The 22,138-nt window shown below is 63.7% G+C and carries 17 protein-coding genes; 14 read left to right on the top strand and 3 right to left on the bottom strand.

Annotated features, from left to right (window positions below; genetic code table 11):
* The first annotated feature begins 7 nt into the window (after positions 1-7).
* Both glnL and ntrC read left to right on the top strand, forming a co-directional pair.
* Complete coding sequence (gene glnL / locus ACS7SF_RS01950) at positions 8-1,207, top strand: nitrogen regulation protein NR(II) (RefSeq protein WP_439891446.1); 1,200 nt, start codon at positions 8-10, stop codon at positions 1,205-1,207.
* 64 nt (positions 1,208-1,271) lie between these two features.
* Entirely contained in the window at positions 1,272-2,771 is a 1,500-nt protein-coding gene (gene ntrC / locus ACS7SF_RS01945; protein WP_439891445.1) for a nitrogen regulation protein NR(I), read from the top strand.
* A 113-nt stretch (positions 2,772-2,884) separates the two neighbouring features.
* On the opposite strand, the gene ACS7SF_RS01940 is transcribed toward ntrC, so the two are convergent.
* Positions 2,885-3,214 carry a hypothetical protein gene (locus tag ACS7SF_RS01940; protein WP_439891444.1) on the bottom strand — a complete coding sequence of 110 codons (330 nt, stop codon included), beginning with the start codon at positions 3,212-3,214 and terminating at the stop codon, positions 2,885-2,887.
* Between the two features lie 181 nt (positions 3,215-3,395).
* Positions 3,396-4,289, bottom strand: a complete 894-nt coding sequence (locus tag ACS7SF_RS01935) for an HAD family hydrolase (protein ID WP_439891443.1) — start codon at positions 4,287-4,289, stop codon at positions 3,396-3,398.
* Between the two features lie 209 nt (positions 4,290-4,498).
* Here ACS7SF_RS01935 and ugpB point away from each other — a divergent pair, with 209 nt between their 5' ends.
* From ugpB to zapE, 9 genes are all read left to right on the top strand, one after another.
* Entirely contained in the window at positions 4,499-5,821 is a 1,323-nt protein-coding gene (ugpB, locus tag ACS7SF_RS01930; RefSeq protein WP_439891442.1) for a sn-glycerol-3-phosphate ABC transporter substrate-binding protein UgpB, read from the top strand.
* A 75-nt stretch (positions 5,822-5,896) separates the two neighbouring features.
* A complete protein-coding gene (gene ugpA / locus ACS7SF_RS01925; RefSeq protein WP_252678639.1) occupies positions 5,897-6,778 on the top strand; it encodes a sn-glycerol-3-phosphate ABC transporter permease UgpA in 882 nt (293 codons plus the stop codon).
* A 17-nt stretch (positions 6,779-6,795) separates the two neighbouring features.
* A complete protein-coding gene (ugpE, locus tag ACS7SF_RS01920) occupies positions 6,796-7,644 on the top strand; it encodes a sn-glycerol-3-phosphate ABC transporter permease UgpE (protein ID WP_439891441.1) in 849 nt (282 codons plus the stop codon).
* A gap of 24 nt (positions 7,645-7,668) precedes the next feature.
* Positions 7,669-8,766 (top strand): sn-glycerol-3-phosphate import ATP-binding protein UgpC, encoded by a 1,098-nt coding sequence (locus tag ACS7SF_RS01915; protein ID WP_439891440.1) that lies wholly within the window; start codon positions 7,669-7,671, stop codon positions 8,764-8,766.
* The gene (gene ugpQ, locus ACS7SF_RS01910; protein WP_439891439.1) at positions 8,763-9,521 is read left to right on the top strand and encodes a glycerophosphodiester phosphodiesterase; all 759 of its coding nucleotides are present in this window, start codon (positions 8,763-8,765) and stop codon (positions 9,519-9,521) included. Before ACS7SF_RS01915 ends, ugpQ begins: the two co-directional genes overlap by 4 nt.
* A gap of 285 nt (positions 9,522-9,806) precedes the next feature.
* On the top strand, positions 9,807-12,671 hold the full coding sequence (locus ACS7SF_RS01905) for a 2-oxoglutarate dehydrogenase E1 component (protein WP_439891438.1): 2,865 nt from the start codon (positions 9,807-9,809) through the stop codon (positions 12,669-12,671).
* Between the two features lie 147 nt (positions 12,672-12,818).
* A complete protein-coding gene (gene odhB, locus ACS7SF_RS01900) occupies positions 12,819-14,078 on the top strand; it encodes a 2-oxoglutarate dehydrogenase complex dihydrolipoyllysine-residue succinyltransferase (protein WP_439891437.1) in 1,260 nt (419 codons plus the stop codon).
* Positions 14,079-14,145: 67 nt separating this feature from the next.
* Positions 14,146-15,582: a dihydrolipoyl dehydrogenase gene (lpdA, locus tag ACS7SF_RS01895; RefSeq protein WP_439891436.1), complete on the top strand. Its 1,437-nt coding sequence runs from the start codon at positions 14,146-14,148 to the stop codon at positions 15,580-15,582.
* A gap of 100 nt (positions 15,583-15,682) precedes the next feature.
* Positions 15,683-16,780 carry a cell division protein ZapE gene (zapE, locus tag ACS7SF_RS01890; RefSeq protein WP_426393676.1) on the top strand — a complete coding sequence of 366 codons (1,098 nt, stop codon included), beginning with the start codon at positions 15,683-15,685 and terminating at the stop codon, positions 16,778-16,780.
* Between the two features lie 23 nt (positions 16,781-16,803).
* On the opposite strand, the gene ACS7SF_RS01885 is transcribed toward zapE, so the two are convergent.
* The gene (locus ACS7SF_RS01885) at positions 16,804-17,643 is read right to left on the bottom strand and encodes a 2-phosphosulfolactate phosphatase (RefSeq protein WP_439891435.1); all 840 of its coding nucleotides are present in this window, start codon (positions 17,641-17,643) and stop codon (positions 16,804-16,806) included.
* A 175-nt stretch (positions 17,644-17,818) separates the two neighbouring features.
* Here ACS7SF_RS01885 and ACS7SF_RS01880 point away from each other — a divergent pair, with 175 nt between their 5' ends.
* From ACS7SF_RS01880 to ccoN, 3 genes are all read left to right on the top strand, one after another.
* A complete protein-coding gene (locus ACS7SF_RS01880; RefSeq protein ID WP_439891434.1) occupies positions 17,819-20,362 on the top strand; it encodes a heavy metal translocating P-type ATPase in 2,544 nt (847 codons plus the stop codon).
* Between the two features lie 21 nt (positions 20,363-20,383).
* Positions 20,384-20,554, top strand: a complete 171-nt coding sequence (ccoS, locus tag ACS7SF_RS01875; RefSeq protein ID WP_426393671.1) for a cbb3-type cytochrome oxidase assembly protein CcoS — start codon at positions 20,384-20,386, stop codon at positions 20,552-20,554.
* A gap of 117 nt (positions 20,555-20,671) precedes the next feature.
* Entirely contained in the window at positions 20,672-22,129 is a 1,458-nt protein-coding gene (gene ccoN / locus ACS7SF_RS01870; RefSeq protein WP_439891433.1) for a cytochrome-c oxidase, cbb3-type subunit I, read from the top strand.
* Positions 22,130-22,138: the final 9 nt, after the last annotated feature.

Raw genomic sequence — 22,138 nt, 5'->3', positions numbered from 1 at the left:
TACAACGATGCGTCAACTGATCCGCAAAGCGGCACGCCGCGATGACAAGGAACAGACGACGCCACCCGCGCCGTCAGCGTTCGCCGGTTCTGACATCGACGCCGGAGACACCATCGATGGGCCGCCGCCCATTCCGTTCTCGCCCAACGCGCCGCCGTCGTACCCCGGGCTCGACGCGGTGCCCAATCCCGTCCTGTTCGTCCGCCATCCGTCGCTGACGATCTACTACGCCAACCCCGCCGCTGAAGCCGCCCTGGCCGTGTCTCGCCGCCAACTGGTGGAGATCTCGCTGCACGAGCTGTTTGCCGACCCGTCCGAGTTGGCGGAAATGATCGCCACGGTGGCCGGTCGCCAGTTCGACGCCAAGCGGCGCGATGTATCGCTCGATCGCCCCGGTCATGAGCCCTTGCATGCGCACGCGGTGGTGGGCGCCCTCGACTTTGCGCCGGGCGCCGTGCTGCTGGAACTGCTGCCCAATGAGCAGAAGATCCGCAGCGAGCGCGAAGAGCGTCTGCTGGACCTCACCTCCGCCAACAAGGAACTGATCCGCAACCTCGCGCACGAGATCAAGAACCCGCTCGGCGGTATCCGCGGTGCCGCGCAGTTGCTGGAATTCGAACTGCCCGAGCGGTCGTTGCGCGAATACACCCAGGTGATCATCAAGGAGTCCGACCGGCTGCAGACGCTGGTGGACCGCCTGCTGGAGCCGCACCGGCACCCGCATATCGTGGGCGACGTGAACATCCACGAGGTGCTGGAGCGCGTGCGTTCCGTCGTGCTTGCGGAGTTCGCGCACGGCTTGCGCATCGTGCGGGACTACGACGCCAGCCTGCCCGAGTTCCGCGGCGACAAGGAACAACTGATCCAGGCGGTCCTCAACATCGTTCACAACGCAGCGCATGCGCTGGGGCCTCGCATCGCACAGGGCGATGGCGAGATCATTTTGCGCACGCGCGTGGCACGACAAGTCACGATTGCAAAACGTCTTTACAAGCTGGCATTGGACTTGCATGTAGTGGACAACGGTCCTGGTATCCCGGACGACATCCGCGAGCGAATCTTCTTCCCGCTGGTGTCCGGACGGGAGGGGGGAAGCGGGCTGGGCCTGACACTCGCGCAGACTTTCGTGCAGCAACACGATGGCCTGATCGAATGCGAGAGCAGGCCAGGTCTGACGGATTTCCGCATTCTTGTACCGCTGCATTGAGGTTTCGCATTCAGTCAGCGCACAAGGGCCCAGGCAAGACGATGTCAAGCAGACGAACCAACACATGAAGCCAATCTGGATAGTCGACGACGATCAATCCATCCGCTGGGTCCTCGAAAAAGCGCTGGCACGCGAGAGCCTGCTGTCGCGCAGTTTCACCAACGTTCGCGACGCGCTCAACGCGCTGGATGAAGAAACGCCGCAGGTACTGATTTCCGACGTGCGCATGCCCGGCGGTTCGGGGCTGGACCTGCTGCAGGCCATCAAGACGAAGCATCCTGGCTTGCCGGTCATCATCATGACCGCGTATTCGGACCTCGACAGCGCGGTTGCGGCATTCCAGGGTGGCGCCTTCGAATACCTCGCCAAGCCGTTCGACGTGGATCGCGCGGTCGAGCTGATCCGCCGCGCGCTGGAAGAAAGCCTGCGCGAGGAAGAGATCGACGATCGCCTGGGTGATTCGCCCGAGATTCTCGGCCAGGCGCCCGCCATGCAGGACGTGTTCCGCGCGATTGGCCGACTGTCGCAATCGAACGTGACGGTGCTGATTACCGGCGAATCCGGTACGGGTAAGGAGCTGGTGGCCCGCGCGCTGCACAAGCACAGCCCGCGTGCGAGCGGTCCGTTCATTGCGCTGAATACGGCGGCGATTCCGAAAGACTTGCTGGAATCCGAACTGTTCGGCCACGAGCGCGGCGCCTTTACCGGTGCGCAGACCATGCGCCGCGGCCGCTTCGAGCAAGCTGAAGGCGGCACGCTGTTCCTCGATGAAATCGGCGACATGCCGTTCGACCTGCAGACGCGCCTGCTGCGCGTGCTGTCGGACGGGCACTTCTACCGCGTGGGCGGCCACAACCCGCTCAAGGCCAACGTGCGCGTCATCGCGGCGACGCACCAGAACCTGGAAACGCGCGTCAAGGACGGCCTGTTCCGCGAGGATTTGTTCCACCGCCTGAACGTGATCCGCCTGCGCCTGCCCGCGCTGCGCGAGCGCCCGGAAGACATCACGCTGCTGGCACGCCATTTCCTGCAGAAGAGCGCAAAGGAACTCGGCGTGGAGCCCAAGCGCATGTCGGACGATGCGTTGGCGCATATCGCCACGCTGCCGTTCCCCGGCAACGTGCGGCAGCTGGAAAACCTCTGCAACTGGCTGACCGTGATGGCGCCGGCGCAGATGATCGAAATCAAGGACCTGCCTTACGACCTCGTACGCGGTAGCGCGCAGACGCTGCCGGCGGCGGGCGATGCGGGCGCGGCGCGTCCGGTGTTTGGCAGCGAGCCCTCGCACGGCGGCGAGCCGTACGGCGTGACGCCGTCGGCAGACACACACGCGGTCGGTGCTTCCGTTGCTGCGGGGTGGGAACGTGCGTTGGCAGGCGAGGCCAAGGCCATGCTGGAGGCCGGCCAGCCCGAAGTGATGGACGTGCTCACGCGCCGTTTTGAAAAGGCCATCCTGGAGGCCGCACTGGGTGTCACGCGCGGGCGCCGTGTTGAGGCGGCTACGCGTCTGGGCATTGGCCGCAACACCATTACGCGCAAATTGCAGGAGCTCGGCTTCGACTGACGCATCAACGAAGCTGACACCACCGAATATCGTCGAGCTTGGCGATTGGGATTGGGCGGATTTCCGATAAGGGAATCCGCCCTTTTTTTTGTGCGCCGCCGGCGCGGGGGCGCTTAGTGCAGGCGGTGTTTCAGCTGTGACAACTCTTCGTGGGCACGCATGACGGCGGTTTCCACGGCGTGGTCCACTTTGCTGCTGGCGTTCTGGCAGGCCATCTTGGCGCGGTCGGAGGCGGCTTCGAGTTTGTCGATGGCTTCGACGAAGGTCTGTTCGTCCTGCGCGTTTTCCAGACGCGAGTGACATTGGCGGGCTTGCTCGTCCAGTTGCTGGACCGATTGCTTCAGCGCGTCGGGCACATCCTTGTGCGAGGAACAGGTCCGGGCCAGTTCAGCAATGGTGCTTTCCGCGTGTTCAAAGCGCTGGCGTAGTTTCTGGGTTTGCATGAGGGGCTCCTGTCGGTGCGTTGAAAAAGGGTGTTGGCACCGCTCGCACCGTTATGAGGCAGTCACATGGTGCGAAGTGGTGCAACGCCCCAACAAGGCGCAAACGCCGTGCCGCGTGCGGCATGCGGCGCGACGAGAAACCTGAAGAATGGCTGAGGGCGCGGAAGCCCAGGACGATGCCTCAGCCGCGCGGTGCGGGCAGGGCAGGGGCGCGCGCCCCAAGAATGCGCTCGGCCACTTCGGCGAAACCGCTTCCGCCTTCCGCGGAGGTGAGGTAGGCGGGCGGCACGGGCAGCGTATCAATTACATCCAGCACGTTGGCCACCCCAACCGAGAGCGGGAAGAACTCGAACATCGCTGCGTCATTCGCGGAGTCGCCCACGAACACCCAGTGTTCGCGCTCGGCGTGCAGTTCGACACCGAAGGCACGGCGGGCGAGCGCCACGCTGGCGCTCAACTTGTCGTGCTTGCCGAACCAGCCATTGACGTGGATCGAACTGACGGTCGCGTGCATGCCGTGGGTGCGCATGATGTCGACGATGTGCCGGACCGCGCTTTGCGGCAGCGGCAATACCTGCTCGGCATGGTCGATGGCGAGGTCCGCCGCATGCCACGCCTGGTCCGACGCGAGCGCGGACCCCGGCACGGCGCGCAGGATCTCGGCGCCCACCTCGCGGATGCGTTCGAGATTGCGATGGCGCGTCTGGGCGTCGTCCACAAAATCGGTGGCCAGGTGCCCGCGCGCATCCACGCGCATGGCAAAGGCGCCGTTCTCGCCGATGGCTGCATCGACGGGCCACAGCCGTGCAATAACTTCGCACCAGGCGATCGAGCGGCCGGTCACGGGCACGACCTTGATGCCCGCCCGATGCAGTCGCTCCAGCGCCGAGTACGTCTGCGCCGGCAGCTTGCCTCGCGTTGTGAGCGTGCCATCCACGTCGGTGAAGACGCCTTTGATATTGCGCAGCGCATCATCGGAGAGTTGGTGCAACGCTTGGGGAATGCGTCGCGCGGCAATCGCGGGGGCGGTTTCAGGCGAGTCTGGAGCGGCGGGCGTGGTGGGCGGGGCGAGCATGCTGCACGTGCAATTGAGGGTGGTCTCAACTCATTCTAACGGCCGTTGCAAGGCAAACCTTGGAGGGTTTTCCCAATTTCTTTGTGACAGAAAGACAAGTAACATCCCGTTGTCATAAAAGTGACCGACCGTTCGTTTAGAGTCGGCGCGCCGTGGGCGGAGCGAGGGAGCCCGCCACAACGTCGAGGCACACGAAATCAGGAGAAACAATGACGATCAAGAAGATTGCGGGGGCAGCAGCTGTGCTGGCTGCGTGTACGTTTGCGCAAGGCGCGTACGCAGTGACGGAAATTCAGTGGTGGCACTCGATGGAAGGCGCCTTGAACGACAAGGTGAACGAGATCGCCGGCAAGTTCAACGCCAGCCAGTCGGACTACAAGATCGTGCCGGTCTACAAGGGCCAGTACGATGAATCGCTGGCAGCGGGCATTGCGGCGTTCCGTGCCGGCAATGCACCGGCCATTCTGCAAGTCTTCGAAGTCGGCACCGCAACGATGATGAACGCCAAGGGCGCCATCGTGCCGGTGGCCAAGATCATGAAGGACGCCGGCGAGAAGTTCGACCCGAAGGCCTATGTGCCGGCCGTGGCGGGCTACTACACGTCGAACAAGGGCGAGATGCTGTCGTTCCCGTTCAACAGCTCGACGACGATCATGTATTACAACAAGGACGCCTTCAAGAAGGCCGGCCTTGACCCGAACAAGCCGCCCGCAACGTGGCAGGAAGTGGCCATCGACGCGGCCAAGCTGAAGGCTGCTGGCTTCCAGTGCGGCTATACGACCGACTGGCAATCGTGGGTGCATCTGGAGAGCTTCTCGGCCTGGCACAACGTGTCGTTTGCCACCGAGAACAACGGCTTTGGTGGCCCGAAGGCGCGTCTGAATTTCAACGGCCCGGTGCAGATCAAGCACATCGAGAACCTGCAGGACATGCAGAAAAAGGGCTACTTCACCTACGCCGGCCGCAAGGACGAGCCCAAGGCGAAGTTCATCGCGGGTGAGTGCGCCATGCATACGGGTTCGTCGGCGGCGCTGGCGAACATCCGCAAGAGCGTGGGCACCAAGTTCGCGTTCAGCCCAGCACCGCTGCCGTACGAAGCCGGTGTGCCCGGCGCGCCGCAGAACACCATCATCGGCGGCGCGTCGCTGTGGGTGATGGGCGGTCACAAGGCTGAGGAGTACAAGGGCGTCGCCAAGTTCTTCACGTTCCTGTCGCGCCCGGAAGTCCAGTCCGACTGGCACCAGGCCACCGGCTATCTGCCCGTCACCATGGAAGCGTACGAGCTGACGAAGAAGTCGGGTTACTACGACAAGAACCCGGGCGCTGATGTGGCCGTCAAGCAGATGATCGTCAAGACGACAGACAAGTCGCGCGGTATTCGTCTGGGCAACTTCCCGCAGATCCGTCAGGTGATTGACGAAGAGCTGGAATCCGTCTGGGCCGGCAAGAAGTCGCCGAAGGAAGCGCTGGATGCAGCCGTTGCCCGTGGCAACGAACTGCTCGCCCGCTTCGAAAAGACCGTCAAGGAATAAGCGCTCCGCTGCGCTAGTCTGAACCGCCGGCCCCGTGCGCTTGCACCGGCCGGCGGTGCGTTTTTGGAATGTCGCATGGAAAAACGCGTCGTCTTTCGATCGCGCTGGCTGCCGTATGTGCTGGTGGCCCCGCAGATCGTCATCACTCTGGTGTTCTTCTTCTGGCCGGCGGGGCAGGCGCTGTATCAGTCGCTGCTGCGCCAGGATGCCTTCGGCATCAATCTCGAATTTGTCGGGCTGGAGAACTTTCACGACCTCTTTGCCGATCCGACCTATCTTGGGTCATTCAAGACCACGGCGGTGTTCGCCATTGGTGTGGCGCTGGTCGGGCTGGGCACTTCGCTGGCACTGGCGTACTTTGCTGATCGCGCATTGCGTGGCGCCACGTTCTACAAGACCTTGCTGATCTGGCCGTATGCGATTGCACCGGCCGTGGCGGGCGTGCTGTGGAGCTTCCTGTTCAACCCGTCGCTCGGCATCGTGTCGTTCGTGATCCGCAAGATGGGCGTGGACTGGAACTTCGTGCTCAACGGCGGGCAGGCGCTGACGCTGGTGGTCATCATCGCGGCGTGGAAGCAGATCAGCTACAACTTCCTGTTCTTCCTCGCGGGGCTGCAGAGCATTCCCAAATCGCTGATCGAAGCGGCGGCCATCGATGGTGCCGGGCCGTGGAAGCGTTTCTGGTCGATCGTGTTTCCGCTGCTGTCGCCCACGACGTTTTTCCTGATGGTGGTGAACGTCGTCTACGCATTCTTCGACACCTTCGCCATCATCGATTCGGTCACGCAGGGCGGGCCGTTCAAGGCGACTGAGACGCTGGTGTTCAAGGTCTACCAGGACGGCGTGCGCGGGCTGGACATCGGTGGCTCGGCCGCGCAGTCGGTCATCCTCATGGGGTTGGTGATCGTGCTGACGATCGTCCAGTTCCGCTACGTTGAACGCAAAGTCCAATACTAAAAGGAGGGCATCAGATCATGATTGAACGCCGTCCATTCCTGGACTTCCTCACGCACGTTGTGCTGATCCTTGGCGTGGTGATCGTCGCGTTTCCGGTGTACGTGGTCTTCGTCGCGTCGTCACTCACGACCGAAGAAGTGCTGCAGGCGCCGATGACGCTGATCCCGGGTTCGCACCTCATCGACAACTACCGCGAAGTGTTGACGCACGGCATGGGCAACTCGGCTACGCCGGTCGGCACCATGCTGATGAACAGCCTGATTATGGCGCTGGGCATCTCGCTCGGGAAGATCGCAATCTCCATCATCTCGGCCTTCGCGATCGTCTATTTCAAGTTCCCGCTGCGCAAGACGTTCTTCTGGCTGATCTTCGTCACGCTGATGCTGCCGGTGGAAGTGCGGATCCTGCCCACGTACAAGGTGGTGTCGGACCTCGGCATGCTGAACAGCTACTTTGGTTTGACGATCCCAATCATCGCGTCGGCTACCGCCACCTTCCTGTTCCGGCAGTTCTTCCTGACGATTCCCGATGAACTGGCCGAAGCCGCGCGCATCGACGGCGCCGGTCCGCTCAAGTTCTTCTGGGACGTGGTGTTGCCGCTTTCGCGCACCAGCATCGCGGCGCTGTTCGTGATCCAGTTCATCTACGGTTGGAACCAGTACCTCTGGCCGCTGCTGATCACGACCGAGAAGAGCATGACCCCCATCGTGCTGGGCGTGACCCAGATGATCTCCCGCTCCGGCGATTCCGCCACCGACTGGAACCTGCTGATGGCCACCGTGATGCTGGCCATGCTGCCGCCCGCGGCCATCGTGATCGGCATGCAGCGGTGGTTCGTGAAGGGCCTGGTGGAAACTGAAAAGTAAGCGAAAAGTTAAAGACACATCGCAATGGCAAAACTGTCTCTACGCAACGTCCAGAAGCACTACGCCAACCTCCAGGTCGTGCACGGCATCGACATGGAAATCGGCGATGGGGAATTCATCGTCATCGTCGGGCCCTCGGGCTGCGGCAAGTCCACGCTGCTGCGCATGGTGGCGGGCCTTGAGCCCATCACCGGCGGCGAGGTGTGGATCGGTGATCGCGTCGTCAACGAACTGGAACCCGCCGAGCGCGATATCGCGATGGTGTTCCAGAACTACGCGCTGTATCCGCACATGAGCGTGTTCGACAACATGGCGTATGGTCTGAAGATTCGCGGCTTGCCCAAGAGCGATATCCAGGCGCGTGTTGAACAGGCTGCGGGCATTCTCGAGCTTGGCAAACTGCTCGACCGCAAGCCGCGTCAGTTGTCGGGCGGTCAGCGCCAGCGTGTGGCCATGGGCCGCGCCATCGTGCGCGAGCCTGCGGTGTTCCTGTTCGACGAGCCGCTCTCCAACCTCGACGCCAAGCTGCGCGTGCAGATGCGCCTGGAGCTGAAGGACCTGCACCGCCGTCTGCGCACGACCAGCCTGTACGTCACGCACGATCAGGTGGAGGCCATGACGCTGGCCGATCGGATGATGGTGCTCAACGGCGGCCGTGTGGAGCAGATCGGCACGCCGCTGGAGGTGTACTCGCGTCCGGCGAGCACGTTCGTCGCCGGCTTCATTGGCTCCCCGCCGATGAACCTCGTGCCGGTGTCGCGCCACGCAGGCGAGGGCGCGCAGATCCGCGTGGATGGTGCGAAGGAGGGCTATGCGCCGGCAACGCTCGGCCACCTGCCGATGGGCCTGCATCTGCCCGAGCACGCTTTGATGGGTCTGCGCCCCGAACACATTGAGCCATGCGCCGCGGATCAGGCCATCGCCTTCATCGATGTGCGTGTGGTCGAAGCGCTCGGCGCCGATGCATTTGCCTACGGTTCGCTGGCTGGTCACCCGGTCGTTGTCCGCCTGGAACCGCACGCCAGCGTGAAGGCCGGCGACAAACTGCCCATCACCGCCTCGGCCGATCACCTGCACTGGTTCGACCCGCAGACCACCCGCCGCATCGAGGCCCTGGCATGAGCGACGCACGCGCCTTGCCGGCTTGGCCGTATCCGCGCGCCATTGCACATCGTGGTGCGGGCAAACTGGCGCCCGAGAACACCTTGGCCGCGTTCCGCCACGGCGCCTCGTTCGGCTACCGCATGTTCGAGTTCGACGTGAAGCTCTCGGGCGATGGTGTGGCCGTCCTGCTGCACGACGCCACGCTGGATCGCACCACGAACGGTACCGGCCGCCTCGACGCACTCACGCTCAGCCAGATCGCACAGCTGGACGCCGGCAGCTGGCACAGCCCCGCCTACGCGGGTGAACCGGTGCCCACGCTGGCGGCCATCGCGCGTTATCTGCGCGCCAACAACTTCCTCGCGAACATCGAGATCAAGCCGGTCCCGGGCGCAGAGTGGCGCACGGGCGCAGCCGTGGCGCTCGATGCCCGCACGCTATGGGCCGGCGCTGACGTGCCGCCGTTGCTGTCGTCGTTCTCGGAAGAGGCGCTGGCCGCTGCGCGAGACGCGGTGCCGGAACTGCCGCGCGCGCTGCTGCTCGACAAGCTGCCCGCCGACTGGCTTGGCCGCCTGCGCGCGCTCGACTGCGTTGCGCTCGACGCCAACCACCGCGAGCTCACGCCCGAAATCATTGACGAGGCACACGCCGCCAGCTTCCGCGTCTGCTGCTATACCGTCAATGACGTCGATCGTGCGCAGTTGCTGTGGAGCGCCGGCCTGGACGGCCTAATTACCGATTGGGTCGACCGGATTTCGCCTGTGGGAATGTGAAGAAAACGATCCTTTGACGTGTCAAAACAACGGTTTCTTGGCACGTCAAGGAATCGGAATATTCGTTATAAACGTGCTATGCTTCCCGCCCGTGAAGACTTAGGTCCTTCCCGCACAACTTGTCTGTAAAAGCTGTCTCGGTGCCTCCTTTCTGCCATGCGCGATCCGGTCCGATCAGGTGATTTCAGGCGATTTAGTTTGCGATCCGCTAACCGGTCAAGCCGTGTCGCGGAAGGTTGATGAACCCGCTGAACTCCGGCAGACCCGGAGAAAAGTGAGCGCCCCATGACTGAGCTGTATAAGCAGTATCTGGACACTTCGTACCTGTCCGGCGGTAACGCCGCCTACGTTGAAGATCAGTACGAAGCGTACCTTCAAGATCCCACGTCCGTTAGCGAGGCACTGCGCGCGTACTTCGATGCGCTGCAGAACGTCCCCGCCGTCAACGGTTCCAACGCCCGGGATATCCCCCACGCCCCCATCGTCACCTCGTTCGCTGAGCGCGCCAAGTCTGGCCCGATCAAGACGATCGTCGCGTCCGCCGATTCCGATATGGGTCGCAAGCGCGTGGCGGCAACGCAGCTGGTGGCTGCCTACCGCAACGTGGGCCTGCGTTGGGCCGATCTTGACCCGCTCAAGCGTCAGGAGCGCCCCCCGGTTCCGGATCTGGACCCGGCTTTCTACGGTTTCACCGAAGCCGACCAGGACATCGTTTTCAACGCCAGCAACACGTATTTCGGCAAGGAATCGATGAGCCTGCGCGAGCTGGTCAACAACCTGCGCGAAACGTACTGCGGCTCGATCGGGGCCGAGTTCATGTACATCAGCGACCAGGCGCAGAAGCGCTGGTGGCAAGAGCGTCTGGAAACCATTCGCTCCAAGCCGACGTTCTCGGCTGAAAAGAAGAAGCACATTCTGGAACGCCTGACGGCCGCTGAAGGCCTCGAGCGCTTCCTGCATACGAAGTACGTCGGTCAGAAGCGCTTCTCGCTGGAAGGCGGCGAGAGCTTCATCGCGGCCATGGACGAACTGATCCAGCATTCCGGCGCCAAGGGCGTGCAGGAAATCGTGATCGGCATGGCCCACCGCGGCCGTCTGAACGTGCTGGTCAACACGCTGGGCAAGATGCCGGCTGATCTGTTTGCCGAATTCGAAGGCAAGCACGTGGACGACCTGCCGGCCGGCGACGTGAAGTACCACAAGGGCTTCTCGAGCGACGTGACGACCCCGGGCGGCCCCGTCCACCTGTCGCTGGCGTTCAACCCGTCGCACCTGGAAATCGTCAACCCGGTCGTGGAAGGCTCGGTCAAGGCACGCCAGGAGCGTCGCGGCGACAAGCACGGCGCGCAAGTGCTGGCTGTGCAGGTGCACGGTGACGCAGCCTTCGCTGGCCAGGGCGTTGTGATGGAAACGCTGAACCTCGCGCAAACGCGTGGTTACGGCACGGGCGGCACGATCCACATCGTCATCAACAACCAGATCGGCTTCACGACGTCGGACCCGCGCGATTCGCGCTCGACGCTGTACTGCACCGACGTGGTCAAGATGATCGAAGCGCCGGTCCTGCACGTGAACGGCGACGATCCGGAAGCCGTCGTGCTGGCCATGCAACTGGCCGTGGACTTCCGCACGGAGTTCCAGAAGGACATCGCGGTCAACATCATCTGCTTCCGCAAGCTCGGCCACAACGAGCAAGACACGCCGGCGATGACGCAGCCGCTGATGTACAAGAAGATCGGTACGCACCCCGGCACGCGCAAGTTCTACGCTGACAAGCTGGTCACGCAGAACACGCTGAAGGCCGAAGAGCCGGACGCCCTGGTACAGGAGTTCCGCGCCGCCATGGACGCCGGCAAGCACACGGTTGACCCGGTGCTGTCGAACTTCAAGAACAAGTTCGCAGTGGATTGGCTGCCGTTCCTGAACCGCAAGTGGACGGACTCGGCTGATACGGCTGTGCCGATGGCTGAACTCAAGCGTCTGGCTGAGCGCATCACCGCCATCCCCGAGCACTTCAAGCTGCACCCGCTGGTTGAGAACGTCGTCAACAACCGCGCCAAGATGGGTCAGGGCGATCTGTCGCTGGACTGGGGCATGGGCGAGCATCTCGCATTCGCCTCGCTGGTGGCGTCGGGCTACCCGGTGCGTATTACCGGTCAGGATGCTGGCCGCGGTACGTTCACGCACCGCCACGCCGTGCTGCACGATCAGAACCGCGAGCGTTGGGACGCCGGTACTTACATCCCGCTGCAGAACGTGTCGGAAAGCCAGGCACCGTTCACCGTGATCGACTCGGTGCTGTCCGAAGAGGCCGTGATGGGCTTCGAGTACGGCTACTCGTCGGCCGAGCCGAACACCCTGGTGATCTGGGAAGCCCAGTTCGGCGACTTCGCCAACGGCGCGCAGGTCGTGATCGACCAGTTCATCTCGTCGGGCGAAGTGAAGTGGGGCCGCGCCTCGGGTCTGACGCTGATGTTGCCGCACGGCTACGAAGGTCAGGGTCCGGAGCACAGCTCGGCGCGTCTGGAACGCTACCTGCAGCTCTGCGCAGACCACAACATGCAAGTGGTGCAGCCGACCACGCCGGCGCAGATCTTCCACCTGCTGCGTCGCCAGATGATCCGGATGTTCCGCAAGCCGCTGATCATCCTGACGCCGAAGTCGCTGCTGCGCAGCAAGGACGCGGTGTCGCCGCTGAGCGATCTGGCCAAGGGGCACTTCGAAACGGTGATCGCCGATACGGCCGAAGACCTGAACGCCGCCAAGGTGAAGCGCGTCGTGGCCTGCTCGGGCAAGGTCTACTACGACCTGGTCAACGCTCGCAAGGAGCGCGGCCAGACCGACACCGCCATCATCCGTGTGGAACAGCTGTATCCGTTCCCGCACAAGGCGTTTGCGGCTGAGCTGAAGAAGTACCCGAACCTCGCCGAAGTGGTGTGGTGCCAGGACGAACCGCAGAACCAGGGCGCCTGGTTCTTCGTGCAGCACTACATCATGGAAAACATGAACGACGGTCAGAAGCTGGGCTATGCAGGCCGCCCGGCATCGGCATCGCCGGCCGTGGGCTACTACGCGAAGCACAACGAGCAGCAGAAGGCGCTGATCGATGCGGCATTCGCCAAGCTCAAGGGCTTCGTGCTGACCAAGTAAGCGACGCGCGCATCAAGGCGGCAGCTTCGGCTGTCGCCTTGGCGCATCTCCGCACCCGAATTCGACCGTCGAATTCCATTCCATATACGAATTGAGCGCGGCCCCGCTCAGAAGGGCGCGCACACATGAATCCAAGGAACCACCGAAATGGCTATCGTTGATGTCAAGGTCCCGCAGTTTTCCGAGTCCGTTGAAGAAGGCACGCTGATCTCCTGGAAGAAGAAGCCGGGCGAAGCCGTAGCCCAGGACGAAATCCTGATCGAAGTCGAGACCGACAAGGTCGTGCTGGAAGTGCCGGCTCCGTCGGCTGGCGTGCTGGCTGAAGTGCTGGTGGCGGACGGCGCAACCGTCACGTCGGAACAACTGCTGGCCAAGATCGACACCGAAGGCAAGGCAGGCGCCGCCGCACCGGCAGCCGCTGCCCCGGCTCCGGCCGCTGCTGCACCCGCACCGGCAGCCGCTGCTCCGGCCGCTGCTGCTGCTGCCACGGGTGGCGTGGCCATGCCGTCGGCTGCCAAGCTGATGGCTGAAAACAACCTGTCGGCTGGTCAAGTGGCCGGCACGGGCCGCGATGGCCGCATCACCAAGGGCGACGTGCTGGGTGCCGTAGCTGGTGGCGCCAAGCCGGCTACTGCGGCTGCTCCGCAAGCCGCACGTCCGGCCCTGCAGCAAGTCGCTGCACCGGTCGACTTCGCCGCCCTGGGCGACCGTCCGGAAGAGCGCGTGCCGATGAGCCGCCTGCGCGCCCGTATCGCCGAGCGCCTGGTGCAGTCGCAATCGACCAACGCCATCCTCACCACCTTCAACGAAGTCAACATGAAGCCGGTGATGGACTTGCGTGCCAAGTTCAAGGACCAGTTCGAGAAGACCCACGGCGTGAAGCTGGGCTTCATGTCGTTCTTTGTGAAGGCGGCTGTGCACGCGTTGAAAAAGTACCCGGTCATCAACGCATCGGTGGACGGCAACGACATCGTCTACCACGGCTACTTCGACATCGGTATCGCTGTCGGCTCGCCGCGCGGCCTGGTGGTGCCCATCCTGCGCAATGCCGACCAGATGAGCCTGGCCGACATCGAGAAGAAGATTGCTGAATTCGGCCAGAAGGCCAAGGACGGCAAGCTGACGCTGGACGACCTGACCGGCGGCACGTTCTCGATCTCGAACGGCGGTACGTTCGGCTCGATGCTGTCGACCCCGATCATCAACCCGCCGCAATCGGCCATCCTGGGCGTGCACGCCACGAAGGACCGCGCTGTGGTGGAAAACGGCCAAGTCGTGGTTCGCCCGATGAACTACCTGGCCATGTCCTACGACCACCGCATCATCGACGGCCGCGAAGCTGTGCTGGGCCTGGTGGCGATGAAGGAAGCGCTGGAAGATCCCGCACGTCTGCTGCTGGACCTGTAATCGACTGCGTTGATGACACGAGACGCCGCCCACGCTGTGCGGCGGCGTCCGAATCGAGGATTTCTCCATGAGCAAAGAATTTGACGTGCTGGTGATCGGCGCCGGCCCCGGTGGTTACATCGCCGCTATCCGCGCTGGCCAGCTGGGCCTGAACGTGGCGTGCTGCGAAGGCAACGCCTACGACGATCCGAAGAGCGAGCCGCGTCTGGGCGGCACTTGCCTGAACGTGGGTTGCATTCCGTCGAAGGCGCTGCTGGCTTCGTCGGAAGAGTTTGAGAACGTGAACCACCACCTGGCCGACCACGGCATCACGGTGGACGGCGTCAAGGTCAACGTGGCCAAGATGCTCAAGCGCAAGGACGACATCGTCGGCAAGATGACCAAGGGCATCGAGTTCCTGTTCCGCAAGAACAAGGTGACGCTGCTCAAGGGCTACGGCAAGTTCGTCGGCAAGACCGACGCTGGCTACCAAGTGGAAGTCGCGGGCAAGGCCGGCACGGAAGTCGTGACCGCCAAGCATGTGATCATCGCCACGGGCTCGAAGGCACGCCATCTGCCGAACGTGCCGGTCGACAACGTGATCGTTGCCGACAACGAAGGCGCACTGAAGTTTGCCGAAGTGCCGAAGAAGCTGGGCGTGATCGGCGCTGGCGTGATCGGCCTGGAGCTGGGCTCGGTGTGGCGTCGTCTGGGTTCGGAAGTGACGATTCTCGAAGCACTGCCGAGCTTCCTCGGCGCGGCTGACGAATCCGTTGCGAAGGAAGCCAACAAGCTGCTGACCAAGCAGGGCCTGAAGATCAACGTCGGTGTGAAGGTTGGCGAGATCGAATCGTCGGCCAAGGGCGTGAAGGTGAACTACACCGACGCTGCAGGCGCTGCACAAGTGCTGGAATGCGACAAGCTGATCGTCTCGATCGGCCGCGTGCCGAACACCGACAACCTGGGCCTGGAAGCCATCGGTATGGCAACGGACCCGCGTGGCTTCATCGAGGTGGACGACCACTGCGCGACCAAGCTGCCGAACCTGTGGGCGATCGGTGACGTGGTGCGTGGCCCGATGCTGGCGCACAAGGCAGAAGACGAAGGCGTGGCTGTGGCCGAGCGCATCGTCGGCCAGAAGCCGCACATCGACTACAACTGCATTCCGTGGGTGATCTACACCTTCCCGGAAATCGCATGGGTCGGCAAGACGGAACAGCAGCTCAAGGCCGAAGGCCGTGAGACCAAGGCTGGTCAGTTCCCGTTCATGGCCAATGGCCGTGCACTGGGCATGGGCGCATCCGACGGTTTCGTGAAGGTCATCGCCGATGCGAAGACCGACGAAATCCTGGGCGTGCACATCGTTGCTGCCAACGCCTCGGATCTGGTAGCCGAAGCCGTGGTGGCGATGGAGTTCAAGGCTGCGGCGGAAGACATCGGCCGCATCTGCCATCCGCACCCGTCGATGTCGGAAGTGATGCGCGAAGCTGCGCTGGCTGTCGACAAGCGTCAGCTCAATATGTAATCGCTTGTCCTAAGACAGGCACGATGCCCGGCTATCCACAAGATGCCGGGCATCGGTCCATTTGGGCCGCCAAACGGCTGGCCCCACGCACATCAAGCAGATGAACGTCCAGGAAACCTACCTACAGGAACTGAAGGCGCGCGGCTATCAGCCCGACGAGGCGCAGCAACGTGCCGTCGATCGCCTGCAGCAGTGCTACGACGAATGGAGCGCCTACAAGGCTCGGCGCTCAAGCGCGTTGCGCAAGATGCTGGTGCGCCCGGAATTGCCGCGCGGCGTCTACATGTGGGGCGGGGTAGGGCGCGGCAAGTCGTTCCTGATGGATGCCTTCTATAGCTGCGTGCCGCTGGTGCGCAAAACGCGCCTGCACTTTCACGAGTTCATGCGCGAGGTGCATCGTCAACTGGAAGAGTTGCGTGGCCGCGCCGATCCGCTGGACGAACTCGCGCGCCGCATCGCCAAGAAATACCGCCTGATCTGCTTTGACGAATTCCATGTCAGCGACGTCGCTGACGCGATGATCCTGCATCGGCTGCTCGATCAGCTGTTCGCCAACGGCGTGCAGTTTGTGATGACGTCCAACTACCGGCCGGATCTGCTGTATCCGGACGGCCTGCATCGCGACCGTGTGCTGCCCGCCATTGCGCTGCTGCAAGAGAAGCTGGATGTGCTGAACGTCGATGCCGGCATCGACTACCGCAAGCGCGCGATGGAGCAGGTGCAGGCGTATCACACGCCGCTGGGCGCCAAGGCGAACTCGGCGTTGCGTGATGCGTTTGCCGCCGTGGCAGAGGGCCCGGATGACTCGCCAGTGCTGCACATTGAACACCGAGAGATTCGCGCCGCGCGCAAGGCAGGTGGCGTGGTGTGGTTCGATTTCGCCACACTGTGCGGCGGGCCGCGCTCGCAGAATGACTACCTGGAAATCGCCTCGCGTTTCCACACCGTCATCCTGGCTGACGTGCCGAAGATGACGCCGCGCATGGCCTCCGAAGCGCGCCGGTTTACGTGGCTGATCGACGTGTTCTACGACCACAAGGTCAAGCTGCTGATGTCGGCCGAAGTGCCGGCAGACGAGCTCTATACCGAAGGCCAGATGGCCAACGAATTCCAGCGCACCGTCTCGCGCATCATCGAGATGCAGTCGCGCGAATACCTCGAGGCACCGCGCCGCGAGGTGGATACGTCGCTGACCTGACGACCGCCGACCCGCTGATTCGCCTAGTGCGATAGCGGCGGGTTGCGGTGCGAAGACGGCGTGGGCGCCGGTCGCAAACTTGCGCCAAAGAAGTCCTGCGCCGTGGGCTCGTTCTTCCGATTGACGTTGCGGAACGCGCCTTCCACCAGCATCGGCGCGATGTTGCTCACATCCGTCTGCGAGGCGATGGTCACGTCTTCGGTAAAGCCACGTTCGCACAGTTCGCGGCCCGAGACGGAATCCAGCATCCACGCCTTCATCATTCCCGTCTGGGAGGCTTCGCGGTAGATGGCGCGGGCGGCCAGGGCCTCGGGCGACAGCGCCTGGGGTAGGAAGCCGGCCACCGTCTCCGACAGGTGATGGACGATGGCGCCAGCCGCCAGCCAGTCTTCGAGCGCGGGACGCAGGCTGCCATCGGCCCAGCGTTCTCCAGATGCCACCACGGCCACGCGACGGCCCAGCCGCGATGCCGCTTCCGCCACGGCGCGCGCATTGCGCAAGCAGCCTGCAAACGTCGGCGTCGACCCCGTGGCCAGTGCCAGCGTCGCCCCATTCGGGGAGGGCAGGACGAGGCTGCTGCCCATCGGCAATTCACGCAGCGACGCGGGCGACAGCGTGTAGCCCGGTTGGCTGCGGTTGGTGCCCGCCAGCATGGCGCCCGCCCGGCGAGCAAAGGTTTCGGCGCTGCCATCCCGCCACGGATACGGGTAGATGCGCGCACCGCGCGCCACGGCAACGTCCACGCAAGTGCAGAAGGACAGCACGTCCACCACGATGACCACGTCGCAATGCGGTGCCAGCGCGGATGCCCCGTGCTCGCCCCATTCGCAGTGAATGTTGTACAGGCTGAATTCGGTTGCCACGGCGCCCTCCTGTTTGCCCAGTGCAGCTATTCACTATAGGCGCCGTATTTTTTTGTGGGGCCGCACCGTGTGTCTAGAGTGCCGTAAAAGGCGCTTATTCCGTTCCATTTTTAATTGGACACGCTTGATTCGTATCAAGGGGGCCCTGGGGGATGCTGGCTAGCATCACCTCATAATGACGACGACACTCGCCCCCAATCTCCCGACCGCACCGGTTGTCGGTACAAGCTTGCCGACCCAGGCCGGCGAGACGCGGGCGTCGCATGTCACCTGCTATCACTGCGGCTCCGATCTCGACGCGGGCACTGCGCTCCACGGCGAGATTGCCGGACACCCCCGTGACTTTTGCTGCGCCGGCTGCCAGGCGGTCGCGCAGACCTTGCACGCGTCGGGCATGGGCCACGTCTACGACGGCCCAATCGCCTTTGCCAAACCGATCGATGGTGAGCAGCGCGCGGAAGCCGAAGCCGTCTGGGCGACCTATGACCTGCCCGTGATGCGCGAGCGCTTTGTGCGCACACGCAATGACGGCGCCGAAGAGCTTTCCCTCGCCATCAGCGGCATGCGCTGTGCGGCCTGCGTCTGGCTGATCGAGCGGGCGCTGTCACGCGTGCCGGGCATACGCGAAGCCACCGTCAACTACGCTACCGAGCGCGCCCGCATAGTTGGCGACGCGGGCGCCGTGCGCTTGTCGGAGGTGTTTGCCGCCATCGCCAACGTCGGCTATCAGGCTTGGCCTGACCAGCCTTCTGCGCGCCGCACGGCTGAAGCACGCGAGCGCCGCAGCCTGCTGATCCGCCTTGGCATCGCCATGCTCGGGATGATGCAGGTGATGATGTACGCGTGGCCGGTGTACCTCTACAGCGGCGAGATTCCGCTGGGCCAGACGCGCCTGATGCAGTGGGCCAGCCTGGTGCTGACGGCCCCCGTGGTGGTCGTATCTGCCGGGCCGATCTTCCGCAGTGCGTGGCAGCAGCTGCGGCACGCGCATGTCGGCATGGACGTGCCGGTGGCGCTCGGCATGGGTGCGGCATTCGTCGCCAGTGTGATGGCCACGCTGCAAGGCCACGGCGAAACGTATTTCGACTCGGTGACGATGTTCGTCGCCTTTCTGTTGGCGGCGCGCTATCTGGAATTGCGCGCGCGGCAGAGTGCGGCCTCTGGCGCCGAAGCTCTGGTGCGCCAGTTGCCCGCCACGTGCCGCCGTGTCGATGGCGATACGGGCGCGGTGGAGACCATTCCTGTCGCCGCGCTTTGTGCTGGTGATTGCGTCGAGGTGCGTGCCGGCGAGGTGCTTCCCGCGGACGGCATCATCGAACAGGGCGTCACCGAGATCGACGAGTCTCTCCTTTCCGGCGAGAGCGTGCCGCGCCCGCGCGATGTGGGTGCCGCCGTGCTGGCTGGCAGCTACAACGTGGTCAGCGCCGTGCGCGTGCGGGTGAGCCGCGTGGGCGCGCAGACACGCTTGGCCGCCATCGTTGATTTGCTCGAGCGTGCATTGAGTGACAAGCCGCGCATGGCTGAACTCGCCGATCGCGTGGCTGGCCGCTTCGTGGCTGTGTTGCTGGGCTGGGCGCTGCTGACGGCGATTGCCTGGTGGTGGATCGACCCAACCCGCATGTTTGCCGTGACGGTGGCGGTGCTGGTGGTGAGTTGTCCCTGCGCGCTATCGCTGGCCACACCTTCTGCGTTGGCCGCAGCGAGCGGGGCACTGGCAAGGCGCGGCGTGCTGGTCACGCGTGGTCATGCCATCGAAAGCCTGGCGGCCGTGACGGACGTGCTGTTGGACAAAACAGGCACGCTCACCGAGGGGCGCCTGCGCCTGCTCAGCATCGAAACCTTCTCCCACGTGGATGCTGAAACCTGCCTGGCGATGGCCTGCGCGATGGAGCAGGCGGAGAACCACCCCATCGCGCAATCGCTGCGAGCTGCGACACCCGAGCCGATGACGTTGCCGGCGGTGGGGCACGCCACCAACGTGCCGGGGCAGGGCGTGCATGCGGAGCTGGACGGCCAACCGGTGCGATTGGGCACGCAGATGTTCGCCGCGCCGCGTTATGCGCATCGAGCGGTCGTTGCTACCCGCTACGGCGCCGAAGCGCCCATGGAAGAGGTGCCCCCGGCCGCGGCGTGCACCTCCATCTGGCTCGGCCGCGATGGCGAGCCGCTCGCGCGTTTCACACTGGCCGATACGCCGCGTGCCGATGCGCCGGCTTGTCTGGATGCGCTGCGCGCGCAGGGTCTGCGCTTGCATCTGGTGTCCGGCGATGCCCCCGAGACCGTGCGCTGGTGGGCGAATCGCCTCGGTATCGATCACGCCATCGGTGGTGCCAGCCCGGAAGACAAACGCGCCTATGTGCGCAAGTTGCAAGCCGAAGGCGCGCGCGTGCTGGCGGTCGGCGACGGGATCAACGATGCGCCGTTGCTCGCGCAGGCGCAGGTGTCGATCGCCATCGGCACTGGTGCGCCGCTCGCCCAGGCCGGCGCCGACGCGATCCTCACCGAGCCGCGCCTGTCCGCCATTAGCGATGCCGTATCGATCGGCCGCCGTACGTTGCGCGTGGTGCGCCAGAACCTCGCCTGGGCCTTTGCTTACAACGCCATCAGTATTCCGCTCGCCACGCTGGGGTGGCTGTCGCCGCTGGTGGCTGGCGTGGGGATGTCTGTGTCGTCGCTGCTGGTGGCGCTCAATGCGTGGCGCCTGACGCGCGCGGTCTAGCGCACGGACGAGGAGGGGGAAATGGAAACACTGTTCTTGCTGATCCCGCTGTCGCTGATGGCGGTGGTCGCCATTGTGGGGGCGCTGTGGTGGGCGGTCGGCTCGGGCCAATACGACGACATGAAGAGCCCGGCTGAATCGATTTTGCTCGACCCGGACACCCCCGCGCGAAGCGCGACGCGGCGCGACTGAACTGCCGGACTGAATGACCTGTGCGCGATGGTCGGGGTGCCTTGATGCACGTCAAGACCCCAAGCTCGTCCGATTCTTAACATGACCACATCAAACCAACTACCTTGGGGAGCAAGCATGGAACCATCCAGCGCGTTGCAGCACACCCAGACCTTCAATTACCGCGTGGTGCGCCAGTTCTCGATCATGACGATCGTCTGGGGCATCGTCGGTATGGCGGTCGGTGCGCTGATCGCGGCCCAGTTGATCTGGCCGCAACTGAACTTCGGCGTGCCTTGGCTGACGTACGGCCGACTGCGTCCGCTGCATACCAACGCCGTCATCTTTGCGTTTGGCGGTAGCGCGCTGTTTGCCACGTCGTACTACATCGTGCAGCGCACGTGTCAGGTGCGCTTGCTCTCCGATACGCTGGCTGCCTTTACCTTCTGGGGCTGGCAGGCGGTGATCGTGGCTGCGGCCATCACGCTGCCGCTGGGCATCACCAGCTCGAAGGAATACGCCGAGCTGGAATGGCCGATCGACATCCTCATCACCGTGGTGTGGGTGGTCTACGCCATCGTGTTCTTCGGCACGATCATCAAGCGCAAGACCAAGCACATCTACGTGGCCAACTGGTTCTTCGGTGCGTACATCATCACGATCGCGCTGCTGCATATCGTCAACAACGCAGAGCTGCCCGTGACGATGTGGAAGTCGTATTCGGCCTACGCCGGCGTGCAGGACGCGATGGTGCAGTGGTGGTACGGCCATAACGCCGTGGGCTTCTTTCTGACCACCAGCTTCCTGGGGATGATGTATTACTTCGTGCCCAAGCAGGCTGAGCGTCCGATCTATTCGTACCGCCTATCGATCGTCCACTTCTGGGCGCTGAACTTCACCTACATGTGGGCGGGCCCGCACCACCTGCAGTACACCGCGCTGCCGGACTGGGCGCAGTCGCTGGGCATGGTGTTCTCGCTGATCCTCCTGGCGCCGTCGTGGGGCGGCATGATCAACGGGATCATGACCCTCTCGGGTGCCTGGCACAAACTGCGCACCGATCCGATCCTGAAATTCCTGGTGGTGGCGCTGTCGTTCTATGGCATGGCGACGTTCGAGGGCTCGATGATGTCCATCAAGACCGTCAACGCGCTGTCGCACTACACCGACTGGACCATCGGCCACGTGCACTCCGGCGCGCTGGGTTGGGTGGCGATGATCACCATCGGCTCGATGTACTACATGATCCCGCGCTTGTTTGGCCAGCAGCGCATGTACAGCACGCGCCTGATCGAAGTGCACTTCTGGGTGGCCACGATCGGCGTGGTGCTCTACATCGCCGCCATGTGGGTGGCCGGCGTGATGCAAGGTCTGATGTGGCGTGCTACCGAAGCCGACGGCACGCTCACCTACAGCTTTGTGGAAGCAGTGAAGGCGACGTATCCGTTCTACTTGATCCGCCTGATGGGTGGCCTGTGCTTCCTCGGCGGCATGCTGCTGATGGCCTACAACGTGTTCAAGACCGTCCAGGGCAACAAGGCGGTGGATGCACCGATCCCTCAACCCGCGCAAGCTCCGCTGGTCGCGGCACAGTGAGGAGACGAA

This window comes from Ralstonia sp. 25C, assembly GCF_051904805.1.
In the GTDB taxonomy this organism is placed as follows: Bacteria; Pseudomonadota; Gammaproteobacteria; order Burkholderiales; family Burkholderiaceae; genus Ralstonia.
The sequence above is the reverse complement of the archived record's forward strand: the minus strand, read 5'-3'. Positions and strand labels throughout refer to the sequence as shown.